Source organism: Trueperaceae bacterium, assembly GCA_036381595.1.
In the GTDB taxonomy this organism is placed as follows: domain Bacteria; phylum Deinococcota; class Deinococci; order Deinococcales; family Trueperaceae; genus DASVCN01.
Map to the genome: position 1 here is coordinate 144,938 of DASVCN010000024.1, position 19,404 is coordinate 164,341.

17 protein-coding genes are annotated in these 19,404 nt (G+C 66.7%); 5 read left to right on the top strand and 12 right to left on the bottom strand.

Annotated features, from left to right (window positions below):
• Nucleotides 1-6 precede the first annotated feature (6 nt).
• From VF168_08830 to VF168_08840, 3 genes are all read right to left on the bottom strand, one after another.
• Entirely contained in the window at nt 7-1,341 is a 1,335-nt protein-coding gene (locus VF168_08830; protein HEX7004278.1) for a hypothetical protein, read from the bottom strand.
• Nucleotides 1,338-2,174 (bottom strand): hypothetical protein, encoded by an 837-nt coding sequence (locus tag VF168_08835; GenBank protein HEX7004279.1) that lies wholly within the window; start codon nt 2,172-2,174, stop codon nt 1,338-1,340. The genes VF168_08830 and VF168_08835 overlap by 4 nt, the downstream gene beginning before the upstream one ends.
• A gap of 115 nt (nt 2,175-2,289) precedes the next feature.
• Nucleotides 2,290-2,970: a hypothetical protein gene (locus tag VF168_08840; protein HEX7004280.1), complete on the bottom strand. Its 681-nt coding sequence runs from the start codon at nt 2,968-2,970 to the stop codon at nt 2,290-2,292.
• Nucleotides 2,971-3,385: 415 nt separating this feature from the next.
• Here VF168_08840 and pheA point away from each other — a divergent pair, with 415 nt between their 5' ends.
• Together pheA and VF168_08850 are read left to right on the top strand one after the other, a co-directional pair.
• Nucleotides 3,386-4,234 carry a prephenate dehydratase gene (gene pheA, locus VF168_08845; protein ID HEX7004281.1) on the top strand — a complete coding sequence of 283 codons (849 nt, stop codon included), beginning with the start codon at nt 3,386-3,388 and terminating at the stop codon, nt 4,232-4,234.
• 33 nt (nt 4,235-4,267) lie between these two features.
• Entirely contained in the window at nt 4,268-4,498 is a 231-nt protein-coding gene (locus VF168_08850; GenBank protein ID HEX7004282.1) for an RNA-binding S4 domain-containing protein, read from the top strand.
• Between the two features lie 4 nt (nt 4,499-4,502).
• On the opposite strand, the gene VF168_08855 is transcribed toward VF168_08850, so the two are convergent.
• Nucleotides 4,503-4,895 carry a hypothetical protein gene (locus tag VF168_08855; GenBank protein HEX7004283.1) on the bottom strand — a complete coding sequence of 131 codons (393 nt, stop codon included), beginning with the start codon at nt 4,893-4,895 and terminating at the stop codon, nt 4,503-4,505.
• 135 nt (nt 4,896-5,030) lie between these two features.
• On the opposite strand from VF168_08855, the gene carB reads away from it, so the two are divergent.
• Entirely contained in the window at nt 5,031-8,099 is a 3,069-nt protein-coding gene (gene carB, locus VF168_08860) for a carbamoyl-phosphate synthase large subunit (GenBank protein ID HEX7004284.1), read from the top strand.
• A gap of 24 nt (nt 8,100-8,123) precedes the next feature.
• On the opposite strand, the gene VF168_08865 is transcribed toward carB, so the two are convergent.
• Nucleotides 8,124-9,704 (bottom strand): hypothetical protein, encoded by a 1,581-nt coding sequence (locus VF168_08865; protein HEX7004285.1) that lies wholly within the window; start codon nt 9,702-9,704, stop codon nt 8,124-8,126.
• Between the two features lie 118 nt (nt 9,705-9,822).
• Nucleotides 9,823-12,327, bottom strand: a complete 2,505-nt coding sequence (rnr, locus tag VF168_08870; protein ID HEX7004286.1) for a ribonuclease R — start codon at nt 12,325-12,327, stop codon at nt 9,823-9,825.
• 220 nt (nt 12,328-12,547) lie between these two features.
• Between rnr and cutA the strand changes: the two genes are divergently transcribed.
• Together cutA and VF168_08880 are read left to right on the top strand one after the other, a co-directional pair.
• Nucleotides 12,548-12,898, top strand: a complete 351-nt coding sequence (gene cutA / locus VF168_08875) for a divalent-cation tolerance protein CutA (protein ID HEX7004287.1) — start codon at nt 12,548-12,550, stop codon at nt 12,896-12,898.
• A 193-nt stretch (nt 12,899-13,091) separates the two neighbouring features.
• Nucleotides 13,092-13,457 (top strand): PRC-barrel domain-containing protein, encoded by a 366-nt coding sequence (locus VF168_08880; protein ID HEX7004288.1) that lies wholly within the window; start codon nt 13,092-13,094, stop codon nt 13,455-13,457.
• An 81-nt stretch (nt 13,458-13,538) separates the two neighbouring features.
• Here VF168_08880 and VF168_08885 read toward each other — a convergent pair whose 3' ends face one another.
• From VF168_08885 to rlmN, 6 genes are all read right to left on the bottom strand, one after another.
• Nucleotides 13,539-13,748 (bottom strand): hypothetical protein, encoded by a 210-nt coding sequence (locus tag VF168_08885; protein ID HEX7004289.1) that lies wholly within the window; start codon nt 13,746-13,748, stop codon nt 13,539-13,541.
• Nucleotides 13,749-13,882: 134 nt separating this feature from the next.
• Nucleotides 13,883-14,830, bottom strand: a complete 948-nt coding sequence (locus VF168_08890; protein ID HEX7004290.1) for a polyprenyl synthetase family protein — start codon at nt 14,828-14,830, stop codon at nt 13,883-13,885.
• Nucleotides 14,831-14,883: 53 nt separating this feature from the next.
• Complete coding sequence (locus tag VF168_08895) at nt 14,884-15,531, bottom strand: redox-sensing transcriptional repressor Rex (GenBank protein ID HEX7004291.1); 648 nt, start codon at nt 15,529-15,531, stop codon at nt 14,884-14,886.
• Nucleotides 15,531-16,493, bottom strand: coding sequence for an SPOR domain-containing protein (locus VF168_08900; GenBank protein ID HEX7004292.1), 963 nt, complete (start codon nt 16,491-16,493; stop codon nt 15,531-15,533). The genes VF168_08895 and VF168_08900 overlap by 1 nt, the downstream gene beginning before the upstream one ends.
• 25 nt (nt 16,494-16,518) lie before the next feature.
• The gene (locus tag VF168_08905; protein ID HEX7004293.1) at nt 16,519-18,054 is read right to left on the bottom strand and encodes a tetratricopeptide repeat protein; all 1,536 of its coding nucleotides are present in this window, start codon (nt 18,052-18,054) and stop codon (nt 16,519-16,521) included.
• Nucleotides 18,055-18,220: 166 nt separating this feature from the next.
• Nucleotides 18,221-19,321, bottom strand: coding sequence for a 23S rRNA (adenine(2503)-C(2))-methyltransferase RlmN (gene rlmN, locus VF168_08910; GenBank protein HEX7004294.1), 1,101 nt, complete (start codon nt 19,319-19,321; stop codon nt 18,221-18,223).
• Nucleotides 19,322-19,404: the final 83 nt, after the last annotated feature.

Genomic DNA, 19,404 nt, shown 5'->3' on the forward strand with positions numbered 1-19,404 from the left:
GGTGTCTCACGTTTCTCGCTCCGGACAGTGCGCCGCAACCGCCATCAGTGCGAGGTCGAGCTCGAGCTGCGCGTTCAGCAGGGCGAGTTCGGCTTGCGCCGCGTCGTTCAGCAGGGAGAGGTCAGAGGCGCTCCCTAGCGAGGCGCGCCTCGCCACCGCGAGCTCGGCTTCCCGTAACCTCAGCCGCTCGCGCGCTCCATATAGCACCATCAGGTCGCGCAAAGCATCGAGTCGAGCACTCTCGACCATCCTCGAGTAGGTGCTGGTGGCTTCGTCGGCGCTGCCCGGCGACTCGACGTTCGGCGCCGGCCAGCCGATGCTCAGCTCCTGGGAGAGGCCGCCTGGGGTGATGGCCAGGGAGAGGTCGCTGCCCACACTCTCGCCGGCAGGAAGCGCCACCTGCAGGGCCAGCCTGAGATTACCGCTCCAGCCACGCCGAGCCTCACTCGAACCGGAGTGCCTGGCGTTGCCGCTCAGGTCCAAGGTGACCTGAGTCAGGCGAACGGCGTCGTCGAGCCGCTGGGCCAGGAGAGACTCTTCCAGGAGCAGTTCGGCGCGGATCGTTTCCGAGGTCTCGAACGGTTCGCGCAGCACGCAGACCTCCGGGTCGACCGCGGGCGCCGCCGGGAGTTCGAACGAAGCCGTGGATAGTTCGTTCGGGTCTACACCCGCCTGTTCGGCCACCGCAAGGAGCAGCAGCGAACGCTCGCGGCGGGTGCGCGCCAACGCCTGTTCGAGTTCCAGATAACCGATCCTCTGCGCATCGAGCCCGGACCCCTGACTGCGACCGCTGGTCCCCTCGTCGTCCGACTCCCCCAGTGCCACCTCGTCGAGGCTTCTCCAGCCCGGGTGAGACTCGAGCAGCTGCTGCCGGTGGCGGGCGAGGAGCTCCTCGGCCGCTTCCAGGTGGACGACGAGCCTCAGGGTGCGTTCGAACTCCCGCACGAGGTCGGCCCGCCGCGAGCTCTGGTCGTGCCGCGCCAGTTCGAGGCGCTTGGCTGTCAACGCCCGCTGCAGTTCTGCTTCGGGGTCTAACAGACTCCAGCTCAATGAGGCCCCGAAACCTAGGTCGAGACGCTCCCCGAACTCCCAGTCCGACCTCTGCGTGAACCGGAGCCGCGCTGATCCGGCCGCTCTCATTCTCTCCAGTTCCGCTGCGATGGCCGTGACGTCGCTGCCTTCCGCCTCCCGCAGTCGCTGCTCGAACCGCTCGATCAGTCGGGCGGAGGTGATCGCCGGAACGGGCGCCGCGGTCGAGTCGGCCGCGGTCGAGTCCACCGCCGTAGACTGCGCGGCGGCCAGCGCTGAGCAGAGGAGCAGTGCCAGGCAGACGGGTTTCACGGGTAACGCCTCACCGTCACGGGGAGTCCCAGCTGCCAGAAGCCTGCCGTGGACCGGTACTCGATGACCGGCTCGAGTTCGAAGGATGTCCGGGAGCTCGAGGCAGGCAGAGATGCATCGGTCCACACGAGCACCGCCCCTTCGCCGGGCGCCAGCTCGAGGCCGAGGTCGCTCGCAGGGCGCCGTTCGAATCCCTCGACCTGCGGGTAGTCCTGCCGCGAACGCCCTGCCTCGCGCCTCAGCGCCGGTGATGTCGCTGCCTCCAGTTCCGATAGCAGTTCACCCGGGTCGCCTGTCGCGACGAGCAGGTGAGCCATTGGCAGCGGATCGGGCAGGTAGCGGACAACCTGCAGGGTGAGTGGCTGTTCACCCGTGTTGCGGACCGCCACCGCACCATGGATGCCGGCCGCGTTCGCCACGAGCGAGCGTTCGAACCGGAGCGGACCGTTCGCCCTCTCGAGCTGCAGCACGGCCGCGCGCCCGAATGCGAAACGGCGCAACTCGCCGGAGGCGAGGCCCAACTCTACTGCCGAGAACGTGAGCGTTCCGCCCGGAACCGGGCGCGCGAAGATTTCCAGACGAGGGGGGTCGGCGTGGAGAGAAACGCCATCGAGGCGCGACTCGCCTGGCAGCACCACCGACTCAACCTCCTCCGGCGACACGCCACCGGGCAGCGGCAGCCCGATGGCGGCCGGCTGTCCTACCGTGGACCAGGCGAAGCGAACGTGGGATACGTCGCCACTCACCTGGGTTGCCAGGGCTGGCGCGCTGACGATGAGCCCTAGCGGGAGCAAGAACCGCAACAGTTTTCCGGGTCTGACGAGTTCCATCATCTGCCTTCCTGGGCGAGTAGCGTGCCGGTTCGAGGCTCGAACGGCTCAGCGTGACTCTGGCCGGGTCACGGCGCGGTTGCGGGCGACGGACCGGGTGGTCCGCCGCCCGCCGGGTTCAGTTGACGAGTCCCTGGACCAGGTTGGTCCTGGTCCACAGGTCGTAGACCGTGGCGCTGCCGGTGTCCAGGACGGCGCGGGTTCCGTCGCTGTAGTCCTGGTACTCCTTGAAGTAGTAGCGCCACCTTTCGTACGGGTAGGCGACGAAGAACTTGTAGTAGGTCTTGGCCGGGATGGTGAAAGACACCGTTTCCGTTCGGCTGGTCTCGTAGGAGCTGCCCAACTGGGCCGAGACGATCGACCTGGGAACGGAAGCGCCGACCGACCAGTTGAACTTCTCCCGATACTGGTAGCTGACCTCGAAAGGACCCCAGGGGCTGTCGGTGCTGTTGATCCTTTGCCAGATCAGGTCGCCGGCTACGTCCGGCCGCTCGATGAGGGTGCGGTAGGCGTACGACCAGTAGGGGGAGCCGACCTTCGTGGGCTGCGCGTCCTCCTCTTCCTCCTCTTCCGATCCCGACGAACCGCCGTCATCACCGTCGCAGTCTGACCAGCAGCCGCCCAACACCGTCACCAGCTCCGCGCCGGTTATGGGGATGAGCGCCGCGTCGGATGCCGGAGCGGCTAGCGAAGTGAGGGGCCAGAGAAGTTGCGAGACTAGGAGCAGCAGGGCAACGAGCAGGGCGGTTCGCTTCGGAGCGATGCGTCTGGACGGTAACTGACTCCAGATAGCTTGCATCTGCACACCTCTCAGTTCGGGCTGGTTACGCGCCAGTGGTCGTCTACGGGTGGCGGTCTGCCGTTTCCGGCCGACCTGGCTGTCAACGAGGCAGTTGCGACCTGCCGAGCGCTCGACGAGCGCCTTCTCGTGCGCACGTCTCGAGTATCGAGCAGCGGGAACGGGAGCGCCAGATGGTATTGCCTAGAGGGTCCTGGCCCAAGCGGAGAAGCGACGAGTGAGCGCGGAGAGTGCGATGGCCGCGGAGCCGTGAGCGGGCGGACAGCACCCTTGCCGGCGCCTCTCGACGACAGCCGCTCGGAGACCCAGCCGGAGCAGGTGAAGGCCGCCATTCGAACTCCGGAGTGACGAGGCGCCCATCTGAGCGCGCCCTCACGACCGCCAGCTGGTAGCGCCGGTGTTAGACTCCCTCGTTATGAGCGATGAGTCCCCCAGGCAGAAAGTCGCGTATCAGGGAGTCCCTGGAGCCTACAGCGAGATCGCTTCGCTGCAGTTCGCTCCCGAAGGTGAAGCGGTTGGCTTCCCCTCCTTCGAACTGGCCTTCGAGGCGGCGCTCAGGGGCGAGTGCGACTTCGTGTGCCTGCCGGTGGAGAACAGTCTGGCTGGGTCGATAAACCAGACCTACGACCTGCTGACCGATTCGGCGATGCACGTGGTGGGCGAGCAGGTCGTGCGGGTCCACCACAACCTGCTGGTCAAGCCGGGGACGAAGCTCGACGATGTCCAGCGCGTGTACAGCCATCCGCAGGCGCTGGCGCAATGTCAGGAGTTCCTCCGCAGGAACGGCTTCGAGGCGGTGACCGACTTCGATACGGCAGGTGCCGCGAAGGTCCTCGCGGAGAACGGAGGCGTGGGCAAGGCAGCCATAGCCTCCACGCGAGCGGCCGAGATCTACGGCCTCGAGATCCTGGTAGCGAACATCGAGGACACGGACTTCAACTACACGCGCTTCTTCATCCTGGGCAGCGACGAGGCGCCTCGCGGCAGCGGCGCCCACAAGACCAGCCTGGTGTTGGCGACCCGTCACCGCCCCGGGGACCTCGTCAACTGCCTCGAGGAGTTCCCGAGGCACGGCATAAACCTCACCAAGTTGGAGAGCAGGCCACGGCGCGACAAGCCGTGGAGCTACCTCTTCTACATCGACATCGAAGGGCACGCAGCGGACGACAACGTCGCGAAAGCCCTCAACGCCCTCATGCGCAAGGCGGCGTTCGTCAAGTTCCTCGGCTCATATCCGGCCGCGCAGACGATGCTCGAACCGTGACGATGGGCGTGACCCGGGGACTGGACTGACGCCATGAAGGGGAACGAGCGGGAGAGCACCGACCGAGCCGGTTTGAGCCTGGGCAGCGCCCTGAAGCTGTCGGGGCTGGTCGAGACCGGCGGCCAGGCCAAGACGCTCATCCAGGAGGGCGCCGTGAAGGTCAACGGCCAGGTCGAGCGGCGTCGCAAGCGGAAGGTCACGGCTGGCGACGAGATCGAGGTGGACGGCGAAACATTCGTGATCGAACTCGAAGGGGAGCCGTGAGGCGCTAGAGCTCGGTCAAAGGGACCACCTCCGCGCCCGGCAGCCCCACGAGGCGTACCCTCTCACCCGGCAGGATCATCGAGCGCTGCCGGTAGAGACCGTTCGAGGGAAGCGAGAGGGCGGTAAGCAAGCGCGACTCCCCGATCAGCCACACCTCCGGCACCGTGGCGTTTGCCGCGGCGCGGAGCAGGCGCTCGTCGACGCCGTCACCGGTCACCAGTAGCAGGACCTGGGCCAGTTCGACCCAGACCCGCGCGAAAGGCGCGCGGGAAACGGTGAGCAGGCTCCGTTCGCCCGTCCAGTCGGCGAGGCAGCCCGAGCACACCACCCCTCTGCCGGCCACGCTGCGGGCGAGCCGGGCGGCGATCTCGGCCCCTAGCTGATCCCGGGCGGCCACGCCCCAGCCTGACCCAGCGGAGCCGAACGCTCGCCGTGCAGGGCGGCATCTGCCGACTTCCACCCGGCCGTCGCCCATCGCGCCGGATGCGCTCTGAGGTGCGTGATACACTCCGCTCCGAATGCGGGATAGCTGATGCCAAGACGCGAAGATATCGAGACGATCCTCATCCTCGGCTCCGGCCCTATAGTCATCGGCCAGGCGGCCGAGTTCGACTACTCCGGCACCCAGGCCTGCAAGGCGCTGCGGGCTGTCGGCTACCGGGTCATCCTGGTCAATTCGAACCCGGCGACCATCATGACCGACCCCGACGTGGCCGACCGTACCTACGTCGAACCGCTCACGCCACAAGTAGTCGAGAAGATCATCGAACAGGAGAAGCCACAGGCGCTGCTTCCCACCCTCGGCGGGCAAACGGCGCTCAACCTGGCGAAGACGTTGTGGGAGCGCGGTGTGCTCACGCGGCACGGGGTCGAGCTCATCGGCGCCAACTACGAGGCGATCGAGAAGGGCGAGGACCGCCAGCTCTTCCAGGAGGCGATGGCCAGGATCGGCATCGCCACCCCCGCTGGGCGGATGATCTCGACGCTCGACGAGGCGCTCGAGTTCGTCACCCGGATCGGCTACCCGGCGATCGTCCGGCCCTCCTACACCCTGGGCGGCACGGGTGGCGGCATCGCGCGCGACGAGAACGAGTTCAGGCAGATAGTCCGCCAGGGACTCCACGACTCCCCGGTTCACACGGTGCTCGTCGAGCAGTCGGTGCTGGGCTGGAAAGAGTACGAGCTCGAGGTGATGCGCGATCAGAACGACACCGTCGTCATCATCTGTTCGATAGAGAACTTCGACCCGATGGGCGTCCACACGGGCGACTCGATCACCGTGGCTCCGGCGCAGACGCTCTCCGACAAGGAGTACCAGCAGCTGCGCGACTACTCGATCGCCATCATCCGCGAGATCGGGGTCGACACCGGAGGCTCCAACATCCAGTTCGCCGTCGATCCGCGCAGCGGCGACGTGATCGTCATCGAGATGAACCCTCGGGTGTCTCGCTCCTCGGCCCTCGCCTCGAAAGCCACCGGCTATCCGATCGCCAAGATCGCGGCTCTGCTGGCGGTGGGCTACCACCTGGACGAACTGCCCAACGACATCACCAAGGAGACGAAGGCGGCTTTCGAGCCGTCCATCGACTACGTCGTCACCAAGATCCCCCGCTTCGCCTTCGAGAAGTTCCCCGGCGCGAGGCAGCAGCTCGGGACGCAGATGCGTTCGGTCGGCGAAGTCATGGCGATCGGTCGAACCTTCAAGGAGAGCCTGCTCAAGGCACTCCGGTCTCTCGAACTCGACATCCGCGGCGAGACGCGCGACCTCTCGCTGGCACAGCTCGAGGCGCGACTCGAGCCCCAGCCGTTGCGGCTCCCGGCTGTCACCGAGCTGCTGCGCCGTGGCAAGAGCGTGCCCTACCTGGCGGAACGCACCGGGATCGACCCCTGGTTCCTCCATCAACTGCGCGAGATCGTCGAGGCAGAGAGGGAGATCGCCGCCCTCCCCCCGCCCCAGGAGTGGAACTGGGAGCTGTGGCGAGAGATCAAGCGCCTCGGCTTCGCCGACACCGACATAGCCGCTCTCACCGGCATAGACGCCGCCGAGGCGCGGCGCCTGCGTCGCCTCCACGACAACGCTCCGGTATACAAGACCGTCGACACCTGCGCTGCCGAGTTCGAGGCTTACACCCCCTACCACTACAGCACCTACGAGTGGGAGGACGAGGTCCAGCCGTCGAACCGCGACAAGGTGATAATCCTGGGTTCGGGGCCCAACCGGATCGGCCAGGGCGTCGAGTTCGATTACGCGACCGTGCATGCCGTCTGGGCGTTGCGCGAAGCCGGATTCGAGACGGTGATGGTCAACTCGAACCCGGAAACGGTCTCGACCGACTACGACACCGCCGACCGCCTCTACTTCGAACCGCTCACCCTCGAGGACGTCCTGAACGTCATCGAGCACGAGAAGCCCAAGGGCGTGATCGTGCAACTCGGAGGGCAGACTCCCCTCCGGCTGGCCCGCGGCCTCGCAGCTGCCGGAGTGCCGATCTGGGGCACGAGCGCCGAGGCGATCCACCTTGCAGAGGATCGTGACGCCTTCCATGCGCTCTGCGAGCGGCTCGGCATCCCGCAGCCCGCGGGCGGCGTCGCAACTCGACCAGCCGAAGCGAAGGAACTCGCCAACGAGATCGGTTACCCGGTGATGGTTCGGCCCTCCTACGTGCTGGGCGGCCGCGCGATGGCGGTGGTGCGCAGCGACGAGGAACTCGACTCCTACCTCGAAGAGGTGTACGCCGAACTCCCCGGTAACCCCTCCATCCTCGTCGACGACTTCATCGAGGGAGCGACCGAGGTGGATGTGGACGCTCTCGGTGACGGCGAGCAGGTGGTCGTGGCCGGCGTCATGGAGCACATCGAAGGCGCCGGGGTGCACTCCGGCGACAGCGCCACGATCGTTCCGCCGGTGAACCTCTCACCCGAAGTCATCACCACGATCTCCGAATACACGGTGAGACTGGCTGGCGAGATCGGGGTCAAGGGTCTGATCAACGTCCAGTACGTGATCAAGGATGGCGAGGTCATGGTGATCGAGGCTAACCCTAGGGCGAGCCGGACAGTTCCCTACCTGTCGAAAGCGATCGGCCACCCGCTGGCCAAGTACGCAGCTCTCATCGCCGCGGGCCGCACCCTCGAGGAGATCGGATTCACGGCGACGCCGGAACCGCGCCTCTACTCGGTCAAAGAGGTGGTGCTGCCGTTCCTCAAATTCGCGGCCGTGCCACCCGCCCTCGGGCCCGAGATGCGCTCAACGGGCGAGAGCATGGGCATTTCGCACGATCCCTACCTCGCCTACTACAAAGCTCAACTCGGGGCCGGCGCACAACTTCCGCTGGAAGGCCGTGTGAGGCTCGTGGGACCCGGGTTGGACGGGGTCGCCGAGGAGTTCCGGCGGCTCGGCTTCGATGTGCTGATCGGTTGCGACGGTGTCGAGGAGCCCGACTACGACCTGCTGGTGGACACGATGGGTGCCCGCGAGGCGCGTCGCGCGCTGGAGGCCGGTCTGCCTTATGTGACTACGGTGGAAGCCGCCACGTGGACCGCGAAGGCGATCGACGCGGTGCGGGGGACCGAGCTGAAGGTGAGGGCTCTGCAGGGCTGAACCGGCCGACTCGAAGACCTGGTCTCAGGCTTCCTCGGCGACCTCGACGCCTGGCGCGCTGCTACCGGACCCCTCGATATCGTTCCCGCTCGACGCTTGGGAGCCGGTGTTCACGGCGCTCACGCGCCCTTCGGTCGCTCCGCCCCGCCTGCTACCCGCGCCCGGCAGCCGCTCCAGGAGCGACAGGGCGTACTCGGCGAGGTGAGCGAGCGCGTCGGGAAGCGGGTGGCGCAGGCAGTATTCACCGCGGTCGACTCGGGCCACGAGGTGGAAGGGCGCCTGCGAGAGCTGCTCGAGCGCGTTGACCACCTGCTCCCGCTGCAGTTCGCCTTCGACCAGGTCGTCCAGCACGAATACCGCAGGTGCGCGTAGCGAGCCCAGCCGGGCGATCACCGCCGAAAGCGCGCCCTTCTCGGCGATCATCCTGCCTAGAGAGCGCTCGAACAGTTCCAGTCCGTTCTCGAACATGCCATCCTTCGCGAAATGCGGTTCCAGGTCGAAGGGTCCGATGAGGACCGTCTTGGCGAGGTTTCGGACGCGATCTATGCCGTCCCAGGACCAGAGGGTAGCGCGCGCCAGTTCTGCCGGGGCGCTGAGCCTGTGCAGGTCGCGATGGTCGCCGAAAACGGCCAGGTAGTCGGCTGTCGATTCTCTTCGTTTGGCCAGCAGCGCCGCCCAGTCGAGCCGCTCCCCGTCGGCCAGGACCCGCACGAGCACGGCGTGCTTGCGGCGACCCAGGTCGGCTCTGGCCAGCAGCATGCCGTGCGGCAGTCCCTCGACTCGGTAACCGAAGCCGTTCAGTGCTTCCCTCGCGCGGTTCACCAGCCGCAAGTCACCGGCTGGACGCTGCGAATTCAGCGCCGCCTCCCCAGGGAACAGGACACCCCTGGGGTAGGGGGTGACGGCAGCGGGCCTGCCTGGTCTGGCGCGGTCGCGATCCCTTTCGATCGGCGCAGCGTCCCACCGGCTGCTACGCTCGCGGCTCGCTCGAGAGCTCTGGTTGGGGCCAGCCACCGGATCGGAACCCTCTGCGAGATCTTCCCCCGGCTTCGCGTCGGCCGCGGCGGCCTCCTGGCCGGCGCGCGACTTCTCCCCCACCCAGCGGCCGCCTCGCAGGTTCAGGCGCGGATGAGCGGCCAGGGCCCGGCCCAGCGGATAATCGGCCGGGATCTGCGGGTGCAGCGCCCTGATCTCCGCTTCGGTCATGGGCGCCTCGTCCACCAGCGAGTCGAGCAGTTCCTTGGCGTCCCCGTCACCGAAACTGCGACGGGTGCGGCGTGGCAGCGAGGTTAGGCAAACTCTCCCGTCCTCGCGCACGGCTATCTTGATCTCGTCGTTGACGTCCAACCTGTGCCGCTCGAAGTAGTCCGCCAGGCCCGATACCTTGCGGGGCTCGCTGATACTGAGCTCGATCTCCCGGTCGTCCACGGTGTCGAGTGCACGCAGCCGACCAGCCTCCGGGAAGATGTCGGCCATCCTCCTGGATAGCGACAGCTGACCGGTACGCAGGCAGATACGCGTGAGCGAGTAGCGGAACTCGGGGGCCATCTTCCAACTCCTCTCGCCTGCCCTCACCGCCTTCCTGCCTGGGAGCGGCGGGGGCATGCGAACTCATCCGCCTTGGTGGGCGGGTCTGCGCGATCTTCGGACGAGCATACACCGGTAGGCTTGCGACTTCCGGTGAACTCCTACCCCTCGCCGGTGCATGCCTGAACAGTCGCGGTCAGCGCCGGGGTCCGGGGTCTCCGAACACCAGGCGGCGGCGCCGCTTCGTGGCGCCACCCTCGCGGGTAGACGTGCGAGTGGCCTTCTCTTCCGGCGCGGCGGCAACTTCCTTCCTCCGGCCCCTACCCTCGCGAGCGCGCGACTCCTGGGATTCGCCGTTCCCTGCGGCCGGCCTGGCCGTGGTACTCTCGCCGCTCTCCTTCTCCTCGCCCCTGGAACCCTTGCCGCGCGACTTGCCGCTCCGGGCCTTGCCGGCGCCGCCCGCTTCTGCCTTGCCGCCGTCGACACGGGTGGGCGCCTTCTCCGGCTCGCGAACCGGTGACTTGAGTTTCTTGGGCGCCTTGCGCGTGACCGGCTGCTCTTCCGGCTCCACTTCCGGCATCTCCATCGAAGCCGGCACCAGGTCGATCTGGCGCACGGTGGGGTTCGCCTGGAAGATCTTCACCTCGATGCGGTCGCCCATCCGGAACTTCTTGCGGCTGTGCTTGCCCATCAGCATCAGCGAGTCCTCGAGGAACATGTAGTAGTCGTCGTCGAGGTGCGACACGTGGATGAGACCCTCGATGCCGTTCGGCAGCGCCGCGAAGATGCCGAAGTTGGTGACGCCACTGATCACGGCGTTGAAGGTCTCGCCTACATGCTCCTTCGCCCACTTCGCATGGAAGTAGCGGGTGAGGTCGCGTTCCGCCTCCTCGGCCACCCTCTCTCTGTCGGAGGCGTGCTCGGCGAGCTTGGGGAAGTCGCTCTTCATACGCTCCTTGAGAGTGGGCGACAGGCGGTGCTGGAGGAGGGCCCGTACCACCCGGTGGACGACCAGGTCCGGGTAGCGGCGGATGGGTGAGGTGAAGTGCAGGTAGTTCTCGAACGCGAGGCCGAAGTGGCCGAGGTTCTCGGCCGAGTAACGCGCCTGCTTGAGGGAGCGCAGGAGCAGGGTGCTCACGAGCTGGGCCTCGGGCTTGCCGTGCGCTTCACGGAGGATCTTCTGCAGATCCTGTGGTCCGGCCGCCTGCAAGTCGAGAGTGTAGCCCAGCTTGGCCAGGGCCTTCTGCAACGCCTGGATCTTCTCGTCGGAGGGATCTTCGTGCACCCGGTAGAGGGCGGGGATGTCCTTGTCGTCGAGCTCCTTGGCCACGAGCCGGTTGGCCAGGAGCATGAGCTCCTCGATCAGCTGTCGCGCTTCGTTGGAGCGGATGGGGGTCAGGTGGAGAGCGCCCTCCTCGTCGACATCCACTTTCGCTTCGGTGAACTCGAAGTCGAGCGCGCCCGCGCCGATCCGTTGCGCCCGCAACTTCTGGGTGAGTCCGATGAGCAGCTTTATGTCCCGCTCGAGTTTGCGCTTGCCGTGGGGCAGGCGACCACCGTCGGCGAACGCCTGGACCTCCTCGTAGGTGAGGCGGGCGTCGCTCTTGATGACCGTTTCCTTGAAGCGGACCGCCTTGACCTCCCCCTCTCGGGTCATGTCTACGAAGGCCGAGAGGGCGAGCCGAGGCTCCCCCTCGACAAGGGAGCAGATGCCGTTGGAGAGTTGCTCCGGTAGCATCGGCAGGACCTTGCCCGGTAGATAGACGCTGGTTGCCCGCTCGACAGCCTCCTTGTCGAGGCTGGTTCCCTCGGCGACGTAGTAGCTCACGTCGGCGATGTGGACGCCTATCCTCAGCAGACCGTTCTTGCCTTCGCCCTTCAGACGCTCCAGCGAGATGGCGTCGTCGAAATCCTTGGCGTCGGCCCCGTCGATCGTGAAAGTGTTGACGTTGCGGTAGTCGGTGCGGCCCGCCATCAGGTCTCCGCCCACGCTCGAGGGGACCGCGGCCGCCTCGGCCAGCGTATCGGGGTTGAACTCGTCCTTGAGGTCGTACTTGACGATCACGGCGCGCGTCTCTATCTCGGGACTGTCGCCGTCCCCGAGGTACTCCTCTACGGTAGCGAACGGATCGCTGTCCCCCGACTCCTCGGGCCAGTTCATCCGCGCGACGATGCGCGAGCCCGCGTCGAGCTTCCCTACGGACTCGGGAGTGAGCAGGATGCGTTCCCGGAGCTTGGGTGAGTCGGGCCGTAAGATCGCGTAGCCGCGCGAGTATTCGAGGGTGCCGACGACCCGCTGATGCTTGCGCTCGAGGATCCGCACGATCTCCCCGGAGGTCCGGCCGTCGTCGCTCTTCATCGGGTTCGGCCTGGCGACCACGCGGTCGCCATCCCAGGCGCCGCCCAGGCGGTCTGCCGGGATGAAGAGGTCCTTGGCGTTGCCGCTCTCGGGGATCACGAAACCGTAGCCGCCGGAGGTCACCTGCAGCTTGCCGATGAACAGGTTCATCTCCTGAGGCAAGCCGTACGAGCGGCGGCGCGTGCGGATGAGCTTGCCTTCGTCGGTGAGCTCGCTCAGGAGCTTGCGCAAGGCCGAGCGGTCGTCTATCTGCAGCCTCTTCTGGATGTCCTGCACGTGCCACGGTCGTTCCGGGTGCTGCTTGAAGAACTCGAAGATGTTGTCCCTGTCCAAACCGTCCATTCCGGTCATACTAAACCGCTCGTGGGCCCTTTCCAGTCAGCCAGCGCGGGATATGGCGAGGACGTCCTCGAATCGACCGCGCCTCGGCGCATCGCCGTACCGCGCAGCGGGCCCCGACGACGTCCTCGAATCGACCGCGCCTCGGCGCATCGCCGTACCGCTCAGAGGGGCCGCGCGACGGACTGATGGTTGGAGCGGCCCGAGGGCAGATAATCGGATCATGGAAGACGACCAGATCTACCGTCGACGGGCAGAGGGGATAGTTTCGGTCTACATGACCTTCCCCGATGAACCAACGGCTGCGCGGATAGTCGCCGAACTGCTGGACGAGCGCCTCATCGCCTGCGCCAACCTGCTCCCCGGGGCAAGGTCGTTCTACAGGTGGGAAGGCGAAGTGCAGGACGAGGTCGAGGTGGTGGCCTTCGCCAAGACGCTCGAGGCGCGGCTCGGGAGGGTGGTCGCGCGGGTCAGAGACCTGCATCCTTACGACACACCGTGCATCGTCGCCTTGGCGGTCGCCGGAGGCTTCGGGGGCTACCTCGAGTGGGTGCGGGAGGAAGCCGCGTCTTGAGGAACAGTGCGTTCGTGACGGGGTTCCCGGCCAGTCGCGAAAGGTGATGACTAGGCATCAAGCCACAGATGCGGCCCGCTTGCAGGTCATACGGTTGATGACAGGAGGGCAGGGGCCCGGAGCCCCGGAAGACTCCCCTCCACAAAACCCGGACAACCGTAGAGAACGAGATACCGACCTAGGGGGGATTTCGATGGCACATAACGAATATCGCAAGACCATGTCCGCTTCGACACTAATCGGGGACAGAGTGGCCAACGCCGAAGGCGAGAACCTGGGCACGATGAAGGAGTTGATGCTCGACGTCGACACCGGTCGCGTGGCCTACGCGGTGCTCGACTTCGGGGGCTTCATGGGGATGGGCGACAAGTTCTTCGCCGTCCCGTGGCAGGCGTTCTCGGTCGACGAAGCCAATCACCGGTTGGTGCTGAACGTCGACAAGGAGACCCTCAAGAACGCCGAGGGGTTCGACAAGAACGACTGGCCCGACACCACCAATCCGGACTGGGGCCGCCGCATCCACCAGCACTACGGCTACACACCGTACTGGGACATCTGAGACCGGCTCAAGGCCGGGGAAAGCAGAGGGGCCCGTGTGGACGGGCCCCTCGATCTCGTTGGTGTGGTTCGGCGACCGCCGCTAGTTGAGTCTCTGCAGATTGCCGCTTCGAGGTTCGAGTTCGAGTCTCATCGCCTCGCGCCTTGCGATCTCGACGGCCTCAAGGTAGTCGCCGGCGTAGACGAGCACCTGGCGAACGGCCTTCTGAGAGAACGTGTCGAAGAGCGGGAACAGATCGATGGTGAAGCTGGAACGGTTGGTGGGGTCTCCCCACACGGTCAAGAGGTTCACGGGGGCTTTCTCCCTCCTGGCGAATAGGCTGGCTGGCGTCGCGCCCGGTGCGCTGTCACCGTTGGCCTGACCTGTTTTACCTCAATCCGAGCCGGCACGTAGGGAACTACCCGACCTGACCACTCTGCCGGCTTCTAGGTGGCACGCTCCAGTTCCTGCTCCGCGAGAGAGCTCAATGCCTCGAGAGCCGGACCGTCGGGGAGGATCGAAAGGGCCTCTATGGCAGCCCGCGACTCGGCGGTTATCCGGTCGCGTGTGAGCGTGTCGACCCCATGCAGCCTCACGAGCTTGGCCATCTGCAGCGGATCGCCCGGTTCTGCGGCCCGGCGGCGTACGATCTCACGGGCCTCCTCGACGCCCCGCTCGAGCAGTAGCAGTACCGGGTAGGTGACCTTCCCCTCCCGCAGATCGCCGCCCGTCGGCTTGCCCAGTCCGCCCTCATCTCCCAGCAGGTCGAGGTAGTCGTCCTGCATCTGGAAAGCCCGCCCGTAACGCATGCCGAACGAGCGCAAGGCGTCCCGGTAGCGGGCCGGCGCGCCGGCCAGAACAGCTACGCCCTCGAGGGAGGCGGCTATGAGCTCTGCCGTCTTCCCCTCTATCACCCGCCGGTAGCCGTCGAGCGAGTAGCTCTCCAGAGCCGCCATCTCGTACTGAAGCACTTCCCCTTCGCACACCCTCGCGGCCGTGTCGGACACCAGCAGCGTGAAGTCGGCGTTGTCGATCCGGGCAAGCAGGCGCAATACCCTGGCTAGGATGTAGTCGCCCGACATCGTGCTCACGACGTTGCCGTAACGGCGGAACGCCGCCTCCTTGCCTCGCCTGACCTCGGCGCCGTCGATCAGGTCGTCGTGCAGCAGCGACGCCGAGTGGAGTAGCTCGACCGTGACCGCCACCTGCTGGCCATGCTCGCGGTCGGCTCCCAGCAACCGGGCGGCCAGGAACGCCAGCGAGGGCCGCAGCCTCTTCCCGCCGGCGGCCACCAGATCGGTGGCGATCCGTTGGATGAATTCGACATCGCTCTCCAGCTCCCGGGCCAGTCGGGCCTCGAAGAGTTGGAGGTCGTCTCTGATGAGTTCGAACACAGCGCAGTAAGTATAACGATGCCGGCAGCGGGCCTCGCTCGCCGCCTTACCCGCTATTCCTCTGCGACCGGCTCGCCCTCGACCTGCGGCTTCAGGTAGAACGCCAACCGCTTGAGACCGGCGAGGAAGTCGACCGTCTCGACCTTGACCGACGGGGGTACGTTGACGATCGTGGGCGCGAAGTTGAGTATGCCCTGCACCCCGGCCGCTACGAGATCGTCGGCAGCCGTCTGAGCCGAACCCTGGGGCACCGTTATGAACCCTATGTCTATCTCGCGTTCGGCCACGACGCGGGACATGTCACGGGGATGCGACACCTCTATCCCCGATATCAGGCTGCCCACCTTACGCTCGTCCACGTCGAAGAAGGCGCGGATGCTGAAGTCGTACTCGTCGAAGTTCGGGTAATCGGCGATCGCCTGCCCTAGCCGCCCCATACCTACCAGAGCGACGTTCCAGGCGCGCGTTAGGCCCAGAATCGCCCTGATCTCGCGCCGGAGCGTGGCGACCGTGTAACCGGCGCCACGCTTCCCGAAGCTGCCGAAGCGGGTCAGGTCCTTGCGTACCTGGAAGGCGGAGACCTGAGCCTCCCTGGCGAGGTCGCCACTGGAGGTCTGTTGTATGCCGGCCGCCTCGAGTTGGCCGAGGATGCGCAGGTAGGTGACGAGGCGGCCTATGGCCGCGCTCGGTATCGCCGGCATCAGCGCGGGAAGTGGTCGATACCCTGTTCGTTCAGCAGCGCTCGTGCCTCGGTCAGCTCATCGCCGGCGAACGGACCCACCAGCAGCTTCACGAGGCCGCTCTCCATCCGCTCACTCACCTCGAAGCCCAGCCCTTCCAGCCGTTCGCGCTGCGGCAGCGAGCTCTCCCGGGTGCCGTATGCGCCCACCTGGAGGAATCTGCCGGCGGTGGCCTGCGCTGCCGTTGGAGCGGGCTCGCGGGCCTGGGGCCGGCCGGCCGAGCTGGCCCCCGAATCGGTGTCGCCTTCGAACAGGTAGATGACCGGTTCGATCCGGAATCCCCCGCCCCTGATACGCGCCGCCACCCGCTCGGCTTCGCTCAGCTCCTCGTACGGGCCCACCAGGACTATCGAGAGATTGCCCTGGGTGCCTATGAATACGGGATAGCCCGCCTCGCGGAAGGTCTGCGCCTGCCGCTGGGCGTTCTCCTCTCCAGAGAACGCGCCCACAGAGATCCGGTAGGTGCCAGGCCGGTCGGCCGCGGCGGCGTTCACCTGGGCCGGATCTGAGGCGCTCCGTGAAGGCTGCTGCTGTTCCGGTTCGGGCTCTGCGCCTGCTGCGCGTTCCTGCTGGGAGCCGGTGCCGGGCAGGGGCAGAGCGCTGACCGTAACCGGTCCCTCGTCCGACTCGCTCGTACTGGAGGGAGTATCCGAGGTCGCCTGAGAGGTGAGCCGCGTCTCTTCCGGGGTCTCTTCCGGGGTCTCTTCCGCCACCGACCTGGTGACTTCCGGTTCATCGGCAGCACGCACGGGTCCGGGCGACGTGAACTCGCTGGACTGTTCCGGCCGGCTGCTGCTCGCCTGTGACGCCCCCAGCGGGAAGAAGGAGCCGCCGGTGAGCAGCGTCGCGATGATGCCCGCGATCACCGCGATGAGGGCGATACCGATCAGCATGTCCGGCCAGTTGCGTCTTATCCAGTCCATTGGTCCCCGATTCTCTCCGACTCTCTCAGAAGTACTGCTGCAAAGCTTCGCTTGCCGGCGCGTAGCCGAGTTCGCTCGCCATCTGCCAGGCCGAGCGGGCCTCCGCCCGGCGGTTCTGTGACATCAGCGCCCAGCCCAGGTTGTAGTGGCTCTCCGCATCCTGCGGATTCTGCTGGACCAGCAACTCGTAGACCGCTTCGGCGTCGCGGAACCGCTCGGTGGCAAGGTAGGCGGCGCCGAGGTTCGCCCTGGCTTCGGCACTGCCGGGGGCGAGCTGCACGGCCCGCTCGTAATATTGGGCGGCGGTCCGGTAGTTGCCCAGCTGGTACTCGGCGAGGCCGGCCCAGAGCTGCGCCTGCGGGTCGCTGGGACGCTCCTGCACCACCTGTGCCAGGACGGTAGCCGCCTGCTGGTAGTCGCCCTGACGGTAGAGCGAGCGGCCGAGGATGAGCCGTGCCTGGGCGGCCAGCTGCGGGTCGTCGAGCTGGTTCAGCGCCCGGCGGGCACTGCCGATCGCGAACTCGGTACGGCCGAGCTGGTCGAATGCCGAAGCGAGGGCGAGGTCCACCTGACCGCCTGCTCCCTCTATCTCCGAGGCGTTCTGCAGGACCTGGACCGCGTTCGCGGGCTGCCCCATCTCGAGATAGGAAACGCCGAGGTTGTAGAGGGCCTCCCAGGAGGAGGCGTTCACTTCGGCCGCCTGCTGGAACGAAGCCGCGGCCTCGGCGTCGCGGCCCAGCTGACGCTGAAGCAGGCCCAGCTTGACCAGCAGGTTCGCCTGGACCTCCGCATCCTCCGACACCCTGGCCTTGCGCAGGCCGCGCTCGAGCGCCCGCAGGGCATAATCCACCTGACCTTGATCAACATAGATATCGGCGATGAGAGAGCTCACCCGATAGTCGGTAGTCTGCCCTTCCAGGTCCGTGAGGTCAGGAAGGGCTTCCAGACCCCGTCCCGCCCTGTAGAGGGCGTCGGCGCGCAGATAGCGGAGCTCGAGCGGGTCCACCCGCGGCTCGTTCTCGAGGGCGCTGGCATAGGCTTCCGCAGCGCCGGCGAAGTCGCCAGAGCGCTTGAGCTGATCGGCGAGGCCGATGTAGGCGGCCGCCACTTCCGGTGGGGCTGCCTCCGGTTCGGCCTGAGCTACCGCTTCCCGGAAAGCGGCGGCGGAGTCGGCCGGACGCCTCAGGCGTGCCAGCGTGACGGCGCGGTTGTAGTGGCCGTCGAAGCGTTCGGGGTGGAGCCGGGTGAGCTCGTTGAAGGCGAAGAGCGCGGCCTGGAAGTCGCCGCGACCGAACTCGGCCAGGCCCAGCCCGAAGTGGGCGTCGCCGGCGAGGTAGTCGAGCGCTATGGCCTCGAGGAACGCCTCCTTGGCGGCTTCGTAGCTATCCTCTTCGAGGAGTGCGTTGCCCAGGTTCACCCAGGCTTCGGCGTTCTCGGGTTGTTCTTCGGTGATGGCACGAAGCTCGCTCAGGGTCGGTTGAGCGAAGGCGGAGGCGAACAACAGGAAGATGATCGCGACCGGCAGGAGTTGCGCGCAGCGCTCGAGTTTGAAGGTACCCATGATGTCTCCCGACGTCTACGGCACGCGTGGAACGGGCCGTTATTGCGATGCGCCAGTTTAGTATGGGTGCCTCCTCGGGCCATGTGAAATCCCCTACGAGCCCCGGCCCGCCTCTGCGCTCAGGAGTGACGCTGGAGACGGTAATTCTCGGGTTGGCGGGGTCGCCTCAGACGGTCGTCCGGGAGTCGGAGCGGCCGTTGGTGAGGGCGAGCTGGCCGCACGCTCCGCCGGCGTCTCGGCCGCGGCTGAAGCGGACCGACACGGAGAGACCTGCCTCTTCCAGCTCCGCCTGGAATCGATCGATCGTCTCCCTCCCGGACGAACCGAACTGGGCTCCCGACCAGGGGTTGAAGGGGATCAGGTTCACGTGCGCGGTGAGCCCGGTAAGCAGCTCTGCGAGGGCTTTCGCCTGCCACGGACGATCGTTCACCCCGCGCAGCATCGTGTACTCGATCGTCACCCGACGTCCGATCTTCTGCTGCCAGGTTCGCATGGCCTCCACTATCGAAGCGATGGAGTGTGCGTGGGCGGTTGGGATTATCTTCCGGCGGGTCTCCTCGTCAGGAGCGTGGAGGCTGACGGCCAGCGTGAGCGGCAACCCCTCCTCGGCGAGCCGGACGATCTTCGCGGGCAGGCCGACGGTAGAGAGGGTGATCCGCCGGGGCGACATGTCGAGCGCCTCCGGATCTACCATCGTGCGGACAGCGGTGATCGCCGAGTCGTAGTTGAGCAGCGCCTCGCCCATCCCCATGAGCACCACGTTCCTGATCTCCCGCGGAGGGAAACCCTCGTGCCAGGCAACCGCCAGGAGCTGCCCTACGATCTCGCCTGCCGAGAGGTTCCGGCCGAAGCCGAGGGCGCCGGTCGCGCAGAAGGCGCAGCCGGCGGGACAGCCCACCATCGATGAGACGCAAACGGTGCGGCGGTTGAGGTAGGGCATGTAGACGGCCTCGGTCTGGCGGCCGTCGGAGAGCGTGAAGAGGTAACGCACCGAGCCGTCCCTCGAAGGGAAGCGCTCGGTCGCTGCGAACGGATCGACCAGCCACCGCTCCGCGAGCTCAGCACGCCAGGCCGCCGGCAGGTTCGACATCTCTTCGAAGTCTCTGACGCCCTGCCGATAGATCCAGCCAGCGAGCTGCGTACGGCGGTACGCTTCCCGCTCGCCGGGCGTGGGCAGCTTCGAGGGCGCGAGATCGAGCAGGAGTTGGCGCTCCCGGCCCGCTGCTTCGCCGCGCCGTTCGCTCGAGGTCGGGTCGCTTCCGATCACCAGCAAAGGCTAGCATCGGGGTAGGGTCTGTGCGGAAGCCGCCGAAACAGTAACAGGCAACTCCGGCGGCCGCTGCAACCGAG

What these genes read in the sequence shown, in the direction of transcription:
- VF168_08835 (HEX7004279.1), bottom strand. Translation starts at nt 2,174, where the DNA reads ATGATGGAACTCGTCAGACCCGGAAAACTGTTGCGGTTCTTGCTCCCG.
- VF168_08840 (HEX7004280.1), bottom strand. Translation starts at nt 2,970, where the DNA reads ATGCAAGCTATCTGGAGTCAGTTACCGTCCAGACGCATCGCTCCGAAG.
- pheA (HEX7004281.1), top strand. Translation starts at nt 3,386, where the DNA reads ATGAGCGATGAGTCCCCCAGGCAGAAAGTCGCGTATCAGGGAGTCCCT.
- VF168_08850 (HEX7004282.1), top strand. Translation starts at nt 4,268, where the DNA reads ATGAAGGGGAACGAGCGGGAGAGCACCGACCGAGCCGGTTTGAGCCTG.
- carB (HEX7004284.1), top strand. Translation starts at nt 5,031, where the DNA reads ATGCCAAGACGCGAAGATATCGAGACGATCCTCATCCTCGGCTCCGGC.
- VF168_08865 (HEX7004285.1), bottom strand. Translation starts at nt 9,704, where the DNA reads ATGCCCCCGCCGCTCCCAGGCAGGAAGGCGGTGAGGGCAGGCGAGAGG.
- rnr (HEX7004286.1), bottom strand. Translation starts at nt 12,327, where the DNA reads ATGGACGGTTTGGACAGGGACAACATCTTCGAGTTCTTCAAGCAGCAC.
- cutA (HEX7004287.1), top strand. Translation starts at nt 12,548, where the DNA reads ATGGAAGACGACCAGATCTACCGTCGACGGGCAGAGGGGATAGTTTCG.
- VF168_08880 (HEX7004288.1), top strand. Translation starts at nt 13,092, where the DNA reads ATGGCACATAACGAATATCGCAAGACCATGTCCGCTTCGACACTAATC.
- VF168_08895 (HEX7004291.1), bottom strand. Translation starts at nt 15,531, where the DNA reads ATGCCGGCGATACCGAGCGCGGCCATAGGCCGCCTCGTCACCTACCTG.
- VF168_08900 (HEX7004292.1), bottom strand. Translation starts at nt 16,493, where the DNA reads ATGGACTGGATAAGACGCAACTGGCCGGACATGCTGATCGGTATCGCC.
- VF168_08905 (HEX7004293.1), bottom strand. Translation starts at nt 18,054, where the DNA reads ATGGGTACCTTCAAACTCGAGCGCTGCGCGCAACTCCTGCCGGTCGCG.